The 16,998-nt window shown below is 74.7% G+C and carries 14 protein-coding genes and 1 pseudogene; 5 read left to right on the top strand and 10 right to left on the bottom strand.

The features are described from left to right. Positions 1-40 precede the first annotated feature (40 nt). The 7 genes from ACH9D2_RS03960 to ACH9D2_RS03930 are packed head-to-tail and all read right to left on the bottom strand — an operon-like array spanning position 41 to position 7,780. The gene (locus ACH9D2_RS03960) at positions 41-682 is read right to left on the bottom strand and encodes a sulfate/molybdate ABC transporter ATP-binding protein (protein WP_396361452.1); all 642 of its coding nucleotides are present in this window, start codon (positions 680-682) and stop codon (positions 41-43) included. Between the two features lie 14 nt (positions 683-696). Continuing rightward, complete coding sequence (locus ACH9D2_RS03955; RefSeq protein ID WP_396361451.1) at positions 697-1,503, bottom strand: ABC transporter permease; 807 nt, start codon at positions 1,501-1,503, stop codon at positions 697-699. Then, a complete protein-coding gene (modA, locus tag ACH9D2_RS03950) occupies positions 1,500-2,267 on the bottom strand; it encodes a molybdate ABC transporter substrate-binding protein (protein ID WP_396361450.1) in 768 nt (255 codons plus the stop codon). The genes ACH9D2_RS03955 and modA overlap by 4 nt, the downstream gene beginning before the upstream one ends. A gap of 7 nt (positions 2,268-2,274) precedes the next feature. Continuing rightward, positions 2,275-2,673, bottom strand: coding sequence for a TOBE domain-containing protein (locus ACH9D2_RS03945; protein ID WP_396361449.1), 399 nt, complete (start codon positions 2,671-2,673; stop codon positions 2,275-2,277). A 60-nt stretch (positions 2,674-2,733) separates the two neighbouring features. Further along, positions 2,734-4,539 carry a DNA helicase RecQ gene (gene recQ / locus ACH9D2_RS03940; RefSeq protein WP_396361448.1) on the bottom strand — a complete coding sequence of 602 codons (1,806 nt, stop codon included), beginning with the start codon at positions 4,537-4,539 and terminating at the stop codon, positions 2,734-2,736. Then, positions 4,536-6,890 (bottom strand): glycoside hydrolase family 65 protein, encoded by a 2,355-nt coding sequence (locus ACH9D2_RS03935; protein ID WP_396361447.1) that lies wholly within the window; start codon positions 6,888-6,890, stop codon positions 4,536-4,538. The genes recQ and ACH9D2_RS03935 overlap by 4 nt, the downstream gene beginning before the upstream one ends. Before the next feature lie 50 nt (positions 6,891-6,940). Then, positions 6,941-7,780: an enoyl-CoA hydratase gene (locus ACH9D2_RS03930; protein WP_396361446.1), complete on the bottom strand. Its 840-nt coding sequence runs from the start codon at positions 7,778-7,780 to the stop codon at positions 6,941-6,943. A gap of 159 nt (positions 7,781-7,939) precedes the next feature. Here ACH9D2_RS03930 and nadE point away from each other — a divergent pair, with 159 nt between their 5' ends. Then, positions 7,940-8,764, top strand: coding sequence for an ammonia-dependent NAD(+) synthetase (nadE, locus tag ACH9D2_RS03925; protein WP_396361445.1), 825 nt, complete (start codon positions 7,940-7,942; stop codon positions 8,762-8,764). Positions 8,765-8,839: 75 nt separating this feature from the next. Here nadE and ACH9D2_RS03920 read toward each other — a convergent pair whose 3' ends face one another. Beyond that, entirely contained in the window at positions 8,840-10,093 is a 1,254-nt protein-coding gene (locus ACH9D2_RS03920) for a CAP domain-containing protein (protein ID WP_396361444.1), read from the bottom strand. A gap of 163 nt (positions 10,094-10,256) precedes the next feature. Here ACH9D2_RS03920 and ACH9D2_RS03915 point away from each other — a divergent pair, with 163 nt between their 5' ends. Together ACH9D2_RS03915 and ACH9D2_RS03910 are read left to right on the top strand one after the other, a co-directional pair. Beyond that, a complete protein-coding gene (locus ACH9D2_RS03915) occupies positions 10,257-11,063 on the top strand; it encodes an exodeoxyribonuclease III (RefSeq protein WP_396361443.1) in 807 nt (268 codons plus the stop codon). A 6-nt stretch (positions 11,064-11,069) separates the two neighbouring features. Continuing rightward, a complete protein-coding gene (locus ACH9D2_RS03910) occupies positions 11,070-11,942 on the top strand; it encodes a hypothetical protein (RefSeq protein WP_396361442.1) in 873 nt (290 codons plus the stop codon). Positions 11,943-12,056: 114 nt separating this feature from the next. Here the strand turns inward: ACH9D2_RS03910 and ACH9D2_RS03905 are convergent, their stop codons facing one another. After that, positions 12,057-13,094, bottom strand: coding sequence for a zinc-dependent alcohol dehydrogenase family protein (locus ACH9D2_RS03905; protein WP_396361441.1), 1,038 nt, complete (start codon positions 13,092-13,094; stop codon positions 12,057-12,059). A gap of 91 nt (positions 13,095-13,185) precedes the next feature. Here ACH9D2_RS03905 and ACH9D2_RS03900 point away from each other — a divergent pair, with 91 nt between their 5' ends. Together ACH9D2_RS03900 and ACH9D2_RS03895 are read left to right on the top strand one after the other, a co-directional pair. Then, positions 13,186-14,433, top strand: coding sequence for an MFS transporter (locus ACH9D2_RS03900; RefSeq protein ID WP_396361440.1), 1,248 nt, complete (start codon positions 13,186-13,188; stop codon positions 14,431-14,433). 42 nt (positions 14,434-14,475) lie between these two features. Next, a pseudogene (locus ACH9D2_RS03895) lies at positions 14,476-15,426 on the top strand (Gfo/Idh/MocA family protein); the annotation flags it as partial. On the opposite strand, the gene ACH9D2_RS03890 reads toward ACH9D2_RS03895, so the two are convergent. Then, positions 15,369-16,883 carry a carboxylesterase family protein gene (locus ACH9D2_RS03890; protein ID WP_396361439.1) on the bottom strand — a complete coding sequence of 505 codons (1,515 nt, stop codon included), beginning with the start codon at positions 16,881-16,883 and terminating at the stop codon, positions 15,369-15,371. The pseudogene ACH9D2_RS03895 and the gene ACH9D2_RS03890 sit on opposite strands and share 58 nt — an antisense overlap. Positions 16,884-16,998: the final 115 nt, after the last annotated feature.

Below are 16,998 nucleotides of genomic sequence, written 5' to 3'. Positions count from 1 at the left end.
GTACTGTGACCCGCCTCACCGGGAGCGGAGGGCGGTCGGGTCACCCCGGACCGGCCACCCTGCCGTTCTCGAGCACCACGACGTGCTCGGCCAGGGCGGCGGCGTCCCCGGGGTCGTGACTGATGACCAGGGCCGTCCGCTCCGCCAGCACCCGGACGAGCAGCTCGCGCACGACCGGCGTGCCGGCCGCGTCCAGGGCGGAGAACGGCTCGTCCAGCAGCAGCAGCTGCGGCTCCGCCGCCAGGGCCCGGGCGATCGCGACGCGCTGGGCCTGGCCGCCCGAGAGCTGGGCCGGCCGGCGGTCGGCGAACTGCTCGGCCCCCACCTCGACGAGCCAGTGCCGGGCGGCGGTCCGTGACCGGGCACGGCCCGCTCCGCGGCTGCGCGGGCCGAAGGCCACGTTCTCGAGCACGCTCAGGTGCGGGAACAGCAGCGGCTCCTGCGCCATGAGCGCGATGCCGCGCTCGTGCGGGGGCACCCAGCTCCCGCGCCCGGCGTCGTCGAGGTCGAAGAGCACGGACCCGCCGAGGGTGCACCGGCCGGCGTCCGGGACGAGCAGCCCGGCGAGGATGGCGAACAGGGTGGACTTCCCCGCGCCGTTGTGGCCGGTCACCGCCACGGTGGCCCCCGGCGGGACGGTCAGCGAGAGGGACACGTCCCGGGCGGCCAGCCGGGCGGTCACGGACAGCCCCTCCGTCATCGCCGGCCCGCAGTCCGGCGCACGGGAGCCGTGAGCCCCACCACGAGCACCGCCACGACCACGAGCACGAGCGAGAGGGCCACGGCGGCGTCCGGGTCCGTCTCCCGCAGCAGGTAGATCTCCAGGGGCAGGGTCCGGGTGGTCCCCTGCAGGCTGCCCGCGAAGGTCAGGGTGGCCCCGAACTCGCCCAGGCAGCGGGCGAAGGAGAGCACCGCGCCGGAGGCCAGCCCCGGCAGCACCAGGGGAAGGGTGACGCGTCGCAGCACGGTGGTGGGCCGGGCGCCGAGCGTGGCCGCGACCTCCTCGTAGCCCCCCGCCGCGCTGCGCAGCGCCCCCTCGAGGCTGACCACCAGGAACGGCAGCGCCACGAACGTCTGGGCGAGCACGACCGCCACGGTGGTGAAGGCGATGCTGATCCCGGCGAGCTCGAGGTGGCGCCCGACGAGCCCGTAGCGCCCGAAGGTGTGGAGCAGGGCGATCCCGCCGACCACGGGCGGCAGCACCAGCGGCAGCAGCACCAGCGAACGCAGCAACCGCGCGCCGGGCAGCCGCGCGCGGGCCAGCACCAGGGCCAGCGGGGCGCCCAGCAGCACGCACAGCGCGGTGGAGACGGTCGCGGTGCGCAGGCTCAGCCACAGGGCGGTGCGGGAGGACTCCGAGGTGATCAGGCCGAGGAAGCCGTCCCGGTCCACCCGGGTGAGCATCCCGAGGACCGGCAGGACCACCACCAGGGCGCCCAGGGCCGCCGGGATCCACACCCAGCCGGGGACGGTGCTGAAGCCGCGGGGACGACGCCGGGTCACGGCGCCCCGAAGCCCGCCCCGGCCAGGACCTCCCGGCCGGGGTCGCCGGCGACGAGCTCGGTGAACCGCCGGGCCGTCTCCGTCTCGCCGGAGTCCGCGAGCGCGGCGATCGGATACCGGTTGACGGCCCGGGCCGCCTGCGGGACCTCGACGACCTCGACCGCGTCCCCGGCCGAGCGCGCGTCCGTGGCGTAGACCAGACCGGCGTCCGCCTGGCCCGAGGTGACCTTGCCGAGCACGCCCGTCACGGAGCCCTCCTCGCTCACCGGACTCAGCCGCACGCCCGTGGCGTCCTCGAGCCGCTCGGTGGCGGCACCGCACGGCACCTGCGGCGCGCACACCACGGCTTGCACGCCCGGGTCCGCCAGGTCCCGGAGGGAGTCGACGCCGGCAGGGTTGTCCGCGGGCACGACCACGGCCAGGACGTTGGTGGCGAAGACCTCGGGCTCGCCGTCGACGAGACCCGCGTCCACGGCCCCGGCCATGCTCCGCTCGTCCGCGGTGGCGAGGACGTCGGCGGCCGCGCCCTCCGTGAGCTGCTGGACCAGGGCGGAGGAGCCGGCGAAGTTCAGCCGCACCTCGACCCCCGGGTGCTGCGCCTCGAACTGCTCGGCGAGCTCGGTGAAGGTGTCCGTGAGGGAGGCTGCGGCGTGGACGTCGAGGACGGTGACGGGGTCCCCGCCCGCGGGGGGCCGGTCGGCCCCGCACCCGGTGACGCCGAGCCCGAGGGCGGCGAGGAGGACGGCGGAGGCCCTGGCACGCACCGCCGCCTCACGTCCCCGGGATCTCGACGACGACGTCGGTCGACTTGACCACGGCCGTGGCCACGCGGCCGGGCTCCAGGCCCAGGTCCCGGACGGCCTCGGTGCTCATGAGCGAGACCACCCGGTGCGGGCCGCACTGCAGCTCCACCTGGGACATCACGGTGTCCGAGACGACCTCGGTGACCAGCCCCACGAACCGGTTGCGCGCCGAGCTCGCGACGCGCGCGGGGTCCTCGGGCCGGACGGAGCGCTCCTTGAGCAGGCAGGCCAGCTCCAGTCCGTCCACCACGGTCTGGCCGGTCGCGCTCCGGGTGCTGGTCAGCGTGCCGTGGTCGATCCAGCGCCGGACGGTGTCGTCGCTGACGCCGAGGAAGCGGGCGGCGTCGGCGATCCTGAGCTCGGTCATGGCGCCACTCTATCCGCGTCTGCGGTCATCTGCAGGCCTGTTGGGCGCAGCTGCGGGAGTTCACGCGCCGGTGATGACCTCGAGGACGGCCGGGCCGTAGCGCTCGAGCTTGGCGTCGCCGACGCCGGAGATGCCGCGCAGCTCGCCCAGCGAGCCCGGCCGGGCCTGCGCGACCGCGGCGAGGGTCGCGTCGTTGAAGACGACGTACGCCGGGACGCCCTGCTCCTTCGCCACGGTGGAGCGCCAGGCCCGCAGCTGCTGGAAGAGCTCCTGCTGGGCCTCGTCGAGGACCGGCGGGGCGGCGGCGGTCCTCGGCGCGCGGGCGGCCTTCGACCGCTCGGGCTCGCGGCGCAGGCGGACCTCCTTCCGCCCGCGCAGCACTTCCCCTGCTGCCTCGGTGAGCGCCAGGACGCCGTACTCGCCCTGCACCCGGAGCAGGCCCTGGGCGAGCAGCTGGCGCACCACCCCGCGCCACTCCTGGTCGCTCAGCTCGGTGCCGATGCCGAACGTGGTGAGCTCGGTGTGGCGCATCCGCACCACCCGCTCGGTCTCCCGGCCGAGCAGGATGTCCACCAGGTGCCCGGCGCCGAACTGCTGTCCCCGCTCCCGCTGCAGCCGCACGATCGTGGACATGAGCTTCTGCGCCGGGACCGTGCCGTCGAAGGCCTCGGGCGGGTTGAGGCAGGTGTCGCAGTTGCCGCACGGTCCGCTCGCTTCGCCGAAGTAGCGCAGCAGCTGCTGGCGGCGGCACTGCACCGTCTCGCACAGCGCGAGCATCGCGTCCAGGTGGAGCGTCTGGGCGCGCTTGCGCTGCCGGTCCCCCTCCCCGGCCTCGATCATCCGCCGCTGCTGGACGACGTCCTGCAGCCCGTAGGCCAGCCACGCCGTCGACGGCAGCCCGTCGCGCCCGGCGCGACCGGTCTCCTGGTAGTAGCCCTCGATGCTCTTGGGCAGGTCGAGGTGGGCGACGAAGCGCACGTCGGGCTTGTCGATCCCCATGCCGAAGGCGATGGTCGCGACCATGACGACGCCGTCCTCGCGCAGGAAGCGGCTCTGGTGGTGCGAGCGCAGCTCCGCGGGCAGGCCGGCGTGGTACGGCAGCGCGGTGACGCCCTGGGCGGCCAGCCACTCGGCCGTGCGCTCGACCGAGGCGCGGCTGAGGCAGTAGACGATGCCGGCCTCGCCGTCGTGCTCGGTCCGGATGAGCTGCAGCAGCTGCCGGCGGGCGTCCTGCTTGGGTCCGACCCGGTACTGGATGTTGGGCCGGTCGAAGCTGGAGACGAAGACGCGGGCGTCGTCCAGGCGGAGGTTGCGGACGATCTCCTCGCGCGTCTCCTCGGTCGCGGTAGCGGTGAGGGCGATGCGCGGGACCTCGGGCCAGCGTTCGTGGAGGATCGTCAGCCCGAGGTAGTCGGGGCGGAAGTCGTGGCCCCACTGGGCCACGCAGTGCGCCTCGTCGACGGCGAAGAGCGCGATGCGGGTGCGGTCGAGCAGCTCGGCCGCCACCGGCAGTCGTTCGGGAGCCAGGTAGAGCAGGTCGAGCTCGCCGGCCAGGAGACGGCGCTCGACGGCGCGGCGCTCCTCGACCGTCTGGGTGGAGTTGAGGTAGGCGGCGCGCACACCGACCTGCTCGAGGGCGTCGACCTGGTCGTGCATGAGGGCGATGAGCGGGCTGATGACGACACCGGTGCCCTCCCGCACGAGCGCGGGGATCTGGTAGCACAGGCTCTTGCCGCCGCCGGTGGGCATGAGCACGAGCGCGTCCTCGCCACCGGTGACCGTCTCGATGATCTCGGACTGCTGCCCGCGGAAGGCGTCGTAGCCCCAGACGCGGGTGAGCACCTCGAGCGGTGCGGACGGCGTCACGGGGTGCGGGGGGCGCGCGGGGCGCGGCCCGGGGGCTGGCGCGGCGCGGGGGTGGGCGGGTGCGGCGCGCGCAGCGGGGCGGTCGCGGGGCGGTCGGCCGTGAGGGCCAGGGGCTCGTCGTCGATCCGCAGCGCCACCTCGCCGGGGGTCCGGTCCAGGAGCCGCACCGTCGTGCCCGAGCGGACGATCTCCACGCCGATCCGGTGGCCGCGCCATCGGAGGCGGAAGGCGATCCGGTGCAGCCCCTCCGGCAGCCGGGGGGCCAGGCGCAGCTCGTCCCCGTCCGGGTCCAGACCGCCGAACCCGCAGACCACGGCCAGCCAGGACCCGGCGGCGGAGGCCAGGTGCAGGCCCTGCTCGGCGTCCTGCTGGATGTCCCGCAGGTCCACGAGGGCGGACTCGCGCAGGTGCTCGAGGGCGAGGTCCAGGTGGCCCACGCGGGCGCAGACCACGGCCTGGACGCAGGCGGAGAGGGACGAGTCGCGCACGGTCCGCTGCTCGTAGTAGTCCAGGTCCCGGGCGGTCTGCTCGGGGGTGAACGCCTCGGAGCACCACCACAGGGCGAGCACCAGGTCCGCCTGCTTGACGACCTGGCGGCGGTAGATCTTCGCGTAGTGGAAGTGCTCCTCCACGGGGTAGCCGTCGCGCTTGGCGTCGAACTCCCACTCGCGGTAGGTGGTGAACCCCGCGTTGGAGGGGTGCACGCCGCGCACGGCGTCGTAGGGGACGTGGATCGCGTCCGCCAAAGCCCGCCACCGCTGGAGCTCGTCCGCCGTCACGGCCAGCCGCCCCACGTGCTCTCGGTGCTCCTCGCACGCGTCGGCGGCCGCCCGGAGGTTGCGCCGGGCCATGAGGTTCGTGAACACGTTGTCCTCGACCACGCCGGTGTACTCGTCCGGCCCGGTCATCCCGAGCAGGTGGACGCCGCCCTCGTGGTCCTCGTGCACCATGGCCGCCCACACGCGCGCCGTCTCCACGAGGACGTCGACCCCGCCGACCGTGGTGAGGTCCTCGCCGGTCACGGCGGCGTACCAGCTGAAGGCCCGCGCGATGTCGGCGTTGACGTGCATGGCCGCGGTGCTGGCGGGCCAGTACGCCGACGTCTCGTGCCCGTCGATGGTGCGCCACGGGAAGGAGGCGCCGTCCAGGTCCAGGACCTGCGCCCGCTCCCGCGCCCGGTCCAGGGTCGAGGAGCGCCACTGCAGGAGCCGGGCGGCGTCCCGCGGGCGCAGCAGCGCCAGGGCAGGCAGCACGAAGCCCTCGATGTCCCAGAAGGTGTGTCCGCTGTACCCGCCGCCGGTCAGTCCTTTCGCCCCGACCGGGGCCCGGCTGACGCAGGCCGCGGACTGCAGGAGCTGGAACAGGTCGAAGCGGATCGCCAGCTGCAGCTCGGGGTCGCTGTCGATCTCCACGCCGGCGCCGTCCCAGTACTCGTCCAGCTCCGCGCGCTGGTCGGCGAGCAGCCTGTCCCAGCCGCGCCGCAGGGCCCCGTCCATCGCGGCGAGCACCTGGCCGCGGAGGTCGTCGGCGGGGTCGTCCACGGCCGAGGAGTGGCACAGGTACTTCACGAAGCGCACGCTCTCACCGGGTCCGAGGTCGGCGACGACGGTCGTCACCACGTGGTCCTCGTCGCACTGCGTGCTCACGGCGCCGTCGGCGGGCAGGTCGAGGTCGTGCTCGACCGCGGCGGCCACCCCGATCCCGCTGCCGTGGGTGCGGTGGACCAGGACCCCGCCCGTGTCGTGGCAGTGGTGGATCTCGGGGCGGAACGGCTTCTCCAGGACCTCGGCCACGCGCGGGTCGGAGTTCTCCACCTTGGGCGGGGTGCCGTTGGCCACGAGGCCGGACCGCAGCACCACCTGGACGGGGCGGTCCACCGCCTCGACCTCGTAGCGGATCGCCGTCACGGGGCGCTGGACCAGCGAGACCAGGCGCGTGGACGTCAGGCGCATCCGGGCGCCCCGCGGGGTGACCCACTCGGTCTCCCGGTGGAGCGTGCCCGCGCGCAGGTCGAGCACCCGCTCGTGCTGCTCCGGCGGCGATTCCCGCACGTCCAGGGGGACGCCGTCGACCTGCAGGTGCACGGTGCTGCCGTCGGCCACGCCGACGATGGCCTGTCCGTGCTCGGGATGCCCGTAGCCGCCCTCGGGGTAGGACAGGGGGTGGTACTCGTGCACCCCCGACATGAAGGTGCCGCGGGAGGCGCTGGGCTGCGCCTCGTCGAGGGTGCCCCGGACGCCGACGAACCCGTTGGACAGGGCGAAGACGGACTCCAGGGCGCCGTGCGCGCCCGGGTCGAGGGCGGACTCGCGGACCTGCCAGGCGGAGGCTTCGTGGGACGGTGTGGGCATGGCACCACGTTAGCTCCCGCGGCCGGGGAGCACCCGGCCGCGGCGGGGACTCAGCGGTGGGTGAACCGCGGCTCGCGCTTCTCCGTGAACGCGGCCATGCCCTCCTTCTGGTCCTCGGTGGCGAACAGGGCGTGGAAGAGCCGGCGCTCGAGGTGCACGCCCTGCGCGAGGGTGGTCTCGAACGCCGTGTCCACGGCCTCCTTGGCCGCGAGGACCGAGGGCAGGGACTTCGCCGCGATGGTCCCGGCGACGTCCAGGGCCTCCTGCAGCAGGTCCGCGGCGGGCACCACGCGGGAGACGAGACCCGCCCGCTCGGCCTCCACGGCGTCGATGTGCCGGCCGGTCAGGACCATGTCCATGGCCTTGGCCTTGCCCACCGCGCGGGCCAGGCGCTGGGAGCCGCCCATCCCGGGGATCACCCCGAGGTTGATCTCCGGCTGCCCGAAGCGGGCGGTGTCCGCGGCGATCAGGAGGTCGCACATCATCGCCAGCTCGCACCCCCCGCCGAGGGCGTAGCCGGAGACGGCGGCGACGACGGGCGTGCGCACCCGGGTGAAGGCGTCCCAGCCGGAGAACCAGTCCGCGAGGTACATCTCCGGGGCGCTGCGCCCGGCCATCTCCTTGATGTCGGCGCCCGCGGCGAAGGCCTTCTCCGACCCGGTGAGGACGATCGCCCCGATCCCGGGGTCGGCGTCCAGGGCGGTGGACGCGGCGACGACCTCCCGCAGGGTCGCGGCGTCGAGGGCGTTGAGCGCCTTCGGCCGGTTCAGGGTGATGATCCCGACCCTTCCGCGGGTCTCGACCAGGATGTTCGCAGGGCTGCCTGCGGGGCTGGTTACGGGGCTGTGCCCAGGGCTGTTCCGGTGGTGGGTCCCGTGCTGCTCGCTCATGCTGCGCTCCTGGTTCGCTCGGTCGGGCGGATCTCGGGGCTCCCGGCCGCGGGGGCGGGGCGGCGCAGGAGCATGGCCCGCATCCTACGCAACTCCCCCGCCGTTCCCCGGGCGCGCTGCCTTGCCCTCCCGCGAGCGGCCCGCACTAGCATGGGGCCCATGCGGACACTGCAGGCAGCAATCATCGAGGAGATGGGCGTGAAGCCCGAGATCGACCCCCAGCAGGAGATCGAGGCGCGCGTCGGCTTCCTCTGCGACTACCTCCGCGCCAGCGGCACGAACGGTTTCGTGCTCGGCATCAGCGGGGGCCTCGACTCCACGCTGGCGGGCCGGCTGGCCCAGATGGCGGTGGACCGGCTCGCGGAGGAGGGCGTGGACGCGGACTTCGTGGCCGTCCGCCTGCCCTACAACGTCCAGCACGACGAGGAGGACGCCCAGGCCGCCCTGGAGTTCATCCGGCCGTCCAGCACCGTGACCTACAACGTGGCCCCCGCCGTGGACGGCTTCGAGGGCGAGTTCCGGGAGGCCACCGGCCGGGAGATCTCCGACTTCGACAAGGGCAACATCAAGGCCCGTGTCCGGATGACCGCCCAGTACGCGCTCGCCGGGGAACGGAACCTGCTCGTGGTCGGCACCGACCACGGCGCCGAGTCGGTGACCGGGTTCTTCACCAAGTACGGCGACGGCGGCGCGGACGTGCTGCCGCTGTTCGGTCTGGACAAGCGGCAGAACCGGCTCCTGACGAAGACCCTGGGCGCCGAGGAGCGGCTGTGGGCGAAGGCCCCCACCGCGGACCTGCTCGACGACGCCCCCGGCCAGACGGACGAGGCCGAGCTCGGGCTGTCTTACGACGACATCGACGACTACCTGGAGGGCCGCGAGGTGGACGAGGCGGTGGCGGAGAAGATCGAGCAGCGCTGGCGCATCACCCGGCACAAGCGCACCACCCCCGCCACGATCCTCGACGACTGGTGGCGGGACTGACGCCCGGAGCACCCGCACAGCGACGGAGCCGCGCACCCCGATCGGGGTGCGCGGCTCCGTCGTCGTCGGGCCCCCTCAGCGGGTGGCCCAGGTCCGCCCGGCCGCGTAGTGGACGGTGTAGCCCTTCGAGAAGCGCTGGCGCACCTCGGCGCCGTACCGGTACTCGTCGGTGACGGGGAAGCCGTATCCACGCTCGTGGCCGGCGGCCTTCCAGGCCCGTCCGATCGCCCCGTACAGCTTGATCGCCCGGGAGCCCGTGCCGGGGCTCCACATCACCTGGGTGGAGCGCCCGTCGCGGCGGAAGATCTGGTAGGCGCCGCCGGTGACGGGGCGCTCGTCCGTGGCGGGCAGGCCGAAGTTGTGCTCCCGGCCGGCCGCGACCCACCGGGCGCCGATGGACCCGTAGTTCTTCACGGCCATCGCCCCGTAGCCGGGGGCCCAGTAGATGGTGGTGGTGCGGGTGCCCTTGCGGAACTGCTGGTAGACGCCGCCGTGCACGAGACCGCCGCGCTCGTTCATCGTGGGCTCCCCGAGCACGGAGGCTCCGCCCAGGCGGTGGTACTTGGTGCCGATGGCTCCGCGGACGGCGTGGGCCGGGGCGGCCACCGGGGACACGAAGCCCTGCGCCGGGGTCGGGAACGTGCCGGGCACGGCCTGCCCGGCCGGATAGGCGAAGTAGTGGATCGTCAGGTAGGTCTCCCACCCGGGACCGTCCGAGCCCGACGTGGCGACGTGGCTGACACCGATCCCGAGGTGGGTCAGGTCCCGGGCGAACTGGTCGGTCCCCTCGCGGGGATAGAAGTCCAGCAGGTAGTGGGTGAGGGCCTCGACGGCGTCGACACCCGCGAACGCTCCGGTGAAGACGCCCTTCCCGTAGTACTGGTCCATCCGGACGCCGCCCGGAGGGGCGCCGGCCCAGGGATCCGGGTTGCGCGACTCCTTCCGGGCCGCGGCCATGGTCTCCGCCCACTGCTGGGCGTTGCGGGACAGCGCGGTGTTGTAGACCAGCGGGGCGCGCCGGGCCTGGCGGCGGTGGTCGTTGACGATCTCGAAGGCCTCGGTGATGTGCTCGACCGTGGTCGGGTGGGCGCCGGCCGACGCCGCCCCGGCCAGGTCGCCGGCGGCCGGGACCGCCGGTGCCGCCGGAGTGCCTGCCGGGGCGGCTGCGGTGGCCGAGCCCCCGTGCAGGCTCGGGGCGGGTGCGCCGGTGGCGCGGGAGAGCTCGGGCGGATCGGCCGGAGGAGTCGGCGCGGCGAGCGCCGCCGGCTGACCGCCGAGGAGGAGGGCGAAGGCGGTGGACGCGACGAGCGCGGTCCGTGCGAGGTTCATGGGGGGTCTCTCCCTGCTGGGGACGGCGCCGCCGGGGGCACGGGCCAGCAGGAAATTAGCATATGCAATCCCAAGAGGGAAGGGTTCCCGCGGAATCTCCCGGAGTCCCGGGCGGTCCGCTCCGTGGGCGGGAGCGCCCGGCCCAGCCGGTAACGTGGGGACCATGAGGATCGCCACCTGGAACGTGAACTCCGTCCGCGCCCGCGCCGACCGCGTGGAGGCGTGGCTGCAGCGTTCGGACGTGGACGTCCTGGCCATGCAGGAGACCAAGGCGAGGGACGAGAACTTCCCCTGGGAGCTCTTCGAGTTCATGGGCTACGACGTCGCCCACTTCGGGCTCAGCCAGTGGAACGGCGTGGCGATCGCCTCCCGGGTGGGACTCGAGGACGTCGCGCGCACCTTCCCGGACCAGCCCGCCTTCGGCAAGCCCGGCGAGGAGCCCGTGCAGGAGGCCCGCGCGATCGGGGCCACGTGCGACGGCGTGCGCGTGTGGTCCCTCTACGTCCCCAACGGCCGCGGCCTGGAGGATCCGCACATGTCCTACAAGCTGGAGTGGCTGCGCGTGCTCAAGGACCACGCCAAGCAGTGGGTCGACGAGGACCCGCGGGCGCAGGTGGCCCTGGTGGGCGACTGGAACGTGGCCCCCCAGGACGAGGACGTGTGGGACCTGCAGTTCTTCCTCGACAACGGCCTGACCCACGTCAGCGCGCCCGAGCGCGCGGCCTTCCGCGCCTTCCTCGAGGAGGCCGGCTACGAGGACGTGGTCCGTCCCCGGCACCCCGGCCCGGGCGTCTACACGTACTGGGACTACAAGGGGCTGCGCTTCCCGAAGAAGGAGGGCATGCGCATCGACTTCCAGCTCTACTCCCCCGCCCTGGCCGGGCGTGTCACGGACGCGTCGATCGACCGCGAGGAGCGCAAGGGCAAGGGCGCCTCGGACCACGCCCCCGTGATCGTCGAGATCGACTGAGCGGCCGTGGCCCAGCTGCTGCAGGTCGGCCGGACGTTCCGCTCGGCCACCGGGATCCCCCACCAGTTCGCCCTGCGGGTGTACGTGCCCGCCGAGGAGCTCGACGCCGTGTACGCCCCTCTGCTGCCCCGGGCGCTGTCCCCCGAGGAGGCCGGGGTCAACGAGCTGACCGAGCAGCTCGCCCGCCTGGCCGAGCCGGGGCAGGAGCCGCTGCCACCGGCCGTGGAGCCGCTGTGGACCCTGCCGTTCTCCGCCGCGCCCCGGGGCCGGGACATGCTCGCGGCGGGGGTCGGCGACTTCCCCGTCTACCACCCCCCGCAGCGGCTGCGCCGCTCGCTGCGGCTCGTGGCGCTCGCCGAGGAGGAGGGCGGCCAGCCCCTGCCCAACCTGCTCATCCCCGAGGACGCCGTCCGGGCCGCGGGCGAGCGCGTGAGCCGGGAGCACTTCGTGCCGGTCCACGCGCGCCAGTCGGCGTTCACGGTGCCCATGGCGTGGTTCTCGCTCTTCAACGCCCAGGACCACACCGAGAGCTTCCACCACGGCAACCGCGTGCACCGGTGCGCGGTGCCGGTGGACCTCGCGACCCGGCGGGTGGTGCGCGCCGCGCAGGTGGTGGAGGACGCCGGCGGTGAGGACCTCGAGGACCTCGCCGAGGACCTCACGCACCTGGGCCGGTGGCTCGGGGCCTTCTCCGCCAACTCCCTCGTGGTCCTGCACTACGGCTCGCTCGCGGACCCGTTCCAGCCGGACGAGAGCCCGCAGGACTTCTCCGACGCCGTGGAGCTGCTGGCCGCGCAGGACGCCCACGGCTCCGCCGTGGCGTTCCGCCGGCTCATGCACCGCTGGTTGCCGCTGGCGCACCTGGAGAGCGCCAGCTGAGCCCCGGTCCGGGGGACGACGAGGCGCCGGTCGGCGCCGCGGCGTCCTGTCGCCGACCGGGTGGAGCCGCCCTGCGCTGCGGAGGGCCTGCCCGAAGGGAAACCTCGACCGCGTTCAGAGCGTGGGATCGATCATCGTCATGCCGGCGACCGTCGCCCTGTCGAACGCAGGCAGCAGGGCGGCTGCCTCCTCGAGTCCGATGGTGCGCTCGATGAGCCTCTGGGGCTGCAGGGCGCCCTGCTCGATGAGCGACATCATGGCCGGGTAGTCGGCAGCCGCCATCCCGTGGCTGCCGAGCAGGTCGAGCTCCCACCCGATGACCCGCGCCATCGGCACCCGCGGATGGCCCTCGACAGGCGGCAGCAGGCCGATCTGGACGTGACGTCCTCGCCGGCGAAGGCTGAGGACCGCGTCCGAGCAGGTCTGTTCGCTGCCCACGGCGTCGACGGCGACATGGCTGCCACCGCCGGTGAGGTCGGCGACGGCCTCGGGCATGTCGGTCCCGTCCGCGTGCAGCGTGTGCTCCGCGCCGAGCTCGCGGGCGACGGCGAGCGCTTCCGGATTGCGGTCGACCGCGATCACCCGGCCGCCCAGCGCCCGGGCGATCATCACCGCGCTGAGCCCGACACCGCCGGCGCCCACCACGGTCACCCACTCCCCCGCGGTGACGTGCGCCCGGTCGGCCAGAGCCCGGTAGGCCGTGGCGAACCGGCACCCCAGCCCCGCCGCGGTGGCGAAGTCGACGTCCTCGGGGACGGCCACGAGGTTCGTGTCGGCTGCGTGCAGGGCGACGTACTCGGCGAAGGATCCCCAGTGGGTGAACCCCGGTTGCTCCTGATCGGTACAGACCTGCGCGTCGCCGGACCGGCACCAATCGCACCGACCGCAGCCGCACACGAACGGGACGGTCACCCGGTCCCCGGTCCGCCACCGCCGCACGCCCGAGCCCACCCCCACGACCACTCCGGCGAGCTCGTGCCCGGGGACGTGGGGCAGCGCGATCTCGTCGTGCCCCGCCCAGGCGTGCCAGTCGCTGCGGCACATCCCCGTGGCCATCACGCGCACGACCACCCCGTCGGGCGGTGCCGTGGGCTCGGCGACGTCACGGACCTCGGGCCGTCCTCCGACGGCATCAATGACCACTGCGCGCATGCACCCACCTTCCCATGGTCGTACGGCTCCGGCAGGACCCTCGCGGCAACGGTGCGGGAGGCGCCGGCGCACCCCGTGATAGAACGAGCCGGTGCACCAGTCTCCCCCGCCCCTTGACCGTTCCTCCGCCCCGCCCCGCGTGCCGGGGTGGCTGGTCGTGCTCGCGGTGCTGGTCGTGGCGGTCAACCTCCGCCCCGGGGCCACCTCGGTGGGACCCGTCCTCGCCGAGGTGCAGCAGGGGCTGGGGCTGAGCCCCACGATGGCCGGGGTGCTGACCGCCCTGCCCGGGCTCACGTTCGCCGCAGCAGGGGCGTGCGCGGCCGCGCTCTCGCGCAGGACCGGGATCAGCGGTGCCGTCACCGCCGGTCTCGCCCTGGTCGCCGCCGGGCTGCTGGCCCGGTCGCTCACCGGGTCGGTGCCGGTGTTCCTGGCCCTGTCCGTGCTCGGCTTCGCCGGCATGGCCGTCGGCAACATCCTGGTGCCGGCCTTCATCAAGCGCCACGGGGGCCGGCGCACGCCGGCGCTGAACTCCCTCTACACGACCGGCCTGGCCGTCGGCGCCACCCTGCCGCTGCTGGCGGCCGGGCCGCTGGCCGCGCACGGGCCCGGCGGATGGCGGGCCACGCTGGGGCTGTGGGGGCTGGTGGCCCTGGTCGCCGTCGTCCCCTGGGTCCTCGTCACCGTCCGCGACCGGCGCGAGCCCGCCACGGCCCCGGGCCGGGCGCTGCGGGCCGGGTCCGGCCCCTCGATCCTGCGCTCGCGCACCGCCGTGGCACTGTGCGTCTACTTCGGCATCCAGTCGATGCACGCCTACGTCCAGTTCGGCTGGGTGGCCCAGATCTACCGCGACGGCGGCCTGGGCCAGGCCCAGGCGGGGCTGATGGCCGCCCTCATCGCCGCCATGGGCATTCCGGGAGGACTCCTGATGCCCCTCCTCGTGGCGCGCTCGCCGCACCTGAGACGGTGGATCGTGGGCCTGGGCGCCTGCATGGTCGCCGGCTACCTCGGCCTGCTGCTGGCGCCCGCCGCCGTCCCGTGGGCCTGGGCCCTGCTGCTGGGGGTGGGCGGCTTCGCGTTCCCCACCGCCCTGGCCCTGCTCACGGCCCGCTCCCGGGACCCCCGGGTCACCGCGCAGCTGTCCGGGTTCACCCAGCCGGTGGGCTATCTGCTCGCCGCGGCCGGGCCCTTCGCCGTCGGCGCCCTGCGCGAGGCCACCGGCAGCTGGACCGCGCCCCTGCTGCTGATGATGGGCACCGCGGTGCTCCTCGTCGTCGCCGGCGGCGTCGCGGCCGCGCCCCGCTGCGTCGACGACGAGCTCGCGGACCCGCCCGAGAGGTAGCGGCCCAGCGGGGCGCCGCGGCCGAGCGGCTATCGTGACCGCATGACTGAACAGGGTGCAGGGCGGGTGCTCACCGCCGGGCTCGTCGGGTACGGCATGGCCGGGCGGGACTTCCACGGGGAACTGCTGCGGCGGGCCGGTGGCCGGGTCACCGACGTCGTCACCGGGAATCCGGAGCGGGCCTCCGAGGCGGGATCCGACTGGCCCGGGGTGCAGGTGCACCGGGACCTGCCCGGCCTGCTGGAGAACTCGAGGCCCGACGTGCTGGTCATCGCCTCGCCCACCGGCCTGCACGTGGAGCACGCGCTGGCCGGCCTGGAGGCCGGGATCCCCGTGGTGGTCGACAAGCCGCTGGCCGTGGACCACGAGGGCGCAGCGGCCGTGGTCCGCCGCGCCGAGGCGACCGGGACCCCGCTGACGGTCTTCCACAACCGGCGCTGGGACAGCGAGCAGCTGACCCTGGTCCGTGTGCTCGCCGGGGGGCTCCTCGGGGACGTGCACCGGTTCGAGCGCCGCTGGGAGCGGTGGCGACCGGTGCCCAAGGACCGGTGGCGGGAGAACGCGGTCGGCCGGGGCGGCGGGCTGCTGCTCGATCTCGGGCCGCACCTGGTGGACGCGGCGATCCAGCTGTTCGGCCCGGTGGCCGCGGTGCGGGCCGAGCTGCGCGCCCTGACGACGCCCACTGAGGACGACGTCTTCCTGGCCCTGGACCACGTCTCCGGCACGATCAGCCACCTGTGGGCCGGGAGCCTGGTCGGTGCGCCGGGCCCGCGGACCCGGGTGCTCGGCTCGGCCGGGGCGTTCCTCGTCCCCGGTCACGACGACAGCCCCGGCCCCTTCGACTCCCTGGACCCCGGGGAGGGCATGACCGGCCTGCTGGTCCGCGGCACCGGGACCGCCCCCGTGCCCACCGCCCCCGGCGAGCCCTCCGACTTCTACCGGGCCGTGGCCCGGTGGCTCCTCGAGGACGGCGAGGTGCCGGTGGACCCCTGGGACGCCGTGGCCGTCGCCGCGGTGCTGGACGCGGCCCGGCGCAGCGCCCGCACGGGGGCGCGGGAGGTGCCCGCCGCCCCCTGAGCACGGCGCAGGGCGTTCCGGGGACGGTCGAGGAGCCGCCCGCCCCGGGCCGCCCGGTAGCGCAGGAGGCCGGGAATGCTGCCGCGGTCCGCCAGCCGCTCGCCGCGGGCGAAGTCGGCCCACAGTTGCCGCAGCCGCCGGCCGGAGGCGTCGATGTCCTCCCACGCGGCCCCGGCGAGCAGCCCGGTGCCGGCCCAGGTGTCCTCGGCGCCGAACAGCAGCGGGAGGTCGACCGTGTGGGCGGATCCGTACGGGCTGCCCGGCGCGGCCCAGGTGAGCACGTAGGTGTGCGCCGATCCTCCGGCGCGGGCGTGCCGGGCGGCGAACCGGCGGACGGCGCGGGAGTAGACGGCCGAGGTCACGTGCCCCACGACCGCCCGGCGGAGCACCGGGCCGATCAGCGGGACGCGGGTGGCCCGGTGCAGCACGGGCAGCGTGGGCAGGTAGAGCCGTGCTTCTTCGGCGGTGCGGCCGATGAGGACGTCGATGTGCGGGGCCACGCGGTCCCAGGCCGCCTCGACGCCCTCCTCGGCGGGCAGTGGGTGGTGTCCGTACTGGGTGCCGAACGGCATCCGGCCCCTGAGCCCGAAGGAGGAGGCGCGGGCCTCGACCTCGGCCTGCAGTGCCACCACGTCGGCGGCCGGCGTCCCGGCGGTGACGACCTCGGCCGCGGCCGCCATGGCTGCGCTCATCCGTGCGCGGCCGCGGGCGATGCCCAGCGGCGGGCTCTGCAGGATCGCGCGCCGGAACAGCGACTCCGCGCCGGGGACGGCCATGAGGTGGGCCACGGAGTCGCCGCCGGCGGACTGGCCGAACACGGTCACACGGTCCGGGTCCCCGCCGAAGGCCGCGATATTGCGCCGCACCCAGCGCAGCGCCTCGAGCTGGTCGAGCAGGCCGAGGTTGGCCGGGCGGCCGCAGCCAGAGCCGAGGTAGCCGAACAGTCCCAGCCGGTAGGTGACGGAGACGACCACGACACGCTGTTCGGCGACCAGGGACCGGGGGTCCATGATCGGGGCGTCCCCGGCGCCGGTGACGTAGGAGCCGCCGTGGATCCAGACCATCACCGGCAGCCGTTCCCCCGCTCCCCGGTCGAGGGGCAGGGTCACCGACAGCCGCTGGCAGTGCTCGTCCCGCGGGAGCCCGGCGAGGGTGTCGCCGAGGACCTCGGCGAGGAAGGGCGAGTGGGGCTGGGGGCAGGCCGGGGCCGGGCCCGTGGCGTCCAGCGGCTCCGCCCGGTCCGGGACCGGGACGGGCGCGGTGAACCGCTCGGCCGCGGCGTACGGGATCCCGGTGACCCGTACGACGTCGCCGTCGACCCGGCCACACACCGGACCACAGGGAGGGCTGAACGTGGGCGGGGAGGCGATCATGGTCTCCTTCTACCACGCCCGCTCACCGGGGGCGTCAGTGGTGCCCCCGGCCCGGTCATCCCGTTCCCTGCCGGCCCACCGCACGGGACCCGGCAGCACCCGCCGGCGGACCTGG

It is taken from the genome of Kocuria rhizosphaericola (assembly GCF_044462205.1).
In the GTDB taxonomy this organism is placed as follows: Bacteria; Actinomycetota; Actinomycetes; order Actinomycetales; family Micrococcaceae; genus Kocuria; species Kocuria rhizosphaericola.
Note: the sequence above shows the minus strand (reverse complement) of the source record. Positions and strands in the feature narration are given on the sequence as shown.

Coding starts and splice junctions, on each gene's coding strand:
- nadE (WP_396361445.1), top strand. CDS start 7,940: ATGCGGACACTGCAGGCAGCAATCATCGAGGAGATGGGCGTGAAGCCC.
- ACH9D2_RS03920 (WP_396361444.1), bottom strand. CDS start 10,093: ATGAACCTCGCACGGACCGCGCTCGTCGCGTCCACCGCCTTCGCCCTC.
- ACH9D2_RS03890 (WP_396361439.1), bottom strand. CDS start 16,883: ATGATCGCCTCCCCGCCCACGTTCAGCCCTCCCTGTGGTCCGGTGTGT.
- ACH9D2_RS03915 (WP_396361443.1), top strand. CDS start 10,257: ATGAGGATCGCCACCTGGAACGTGAACTCCGTCCGCGCCCGCGCCGAC.
- ACH9D2_RS03930 (WP_396361446.1), bottom strand. CDS start 7,780: ATGAGCGAGCAGCACGGGACCCACCACCGGAACAGCCCTGGGCACAGC.
- ACH9D2_RS03935 (WP_396361447.1), bottom strand. CDS start 6,890: ATGCCCACACCGTCCCACGAAGCCTCCGCCTGGCAGGTCCGCGAGTCC.
- ACH9D2_RS03905 (WP_396361441.1), bottom strand. CDS start 13,094: ATGCGCGCAGTGGTCATTGATGCCGTCGGAGGACGGCCCGAGGTCCGT.
- ACH9D2_RS03945 (WP_396361449.1), bottom strand. CDS start 2,673: ATGACCGAGCTCAGGATCGCCGACGCCGCCCGCTTCCTCGGCGTCAGC.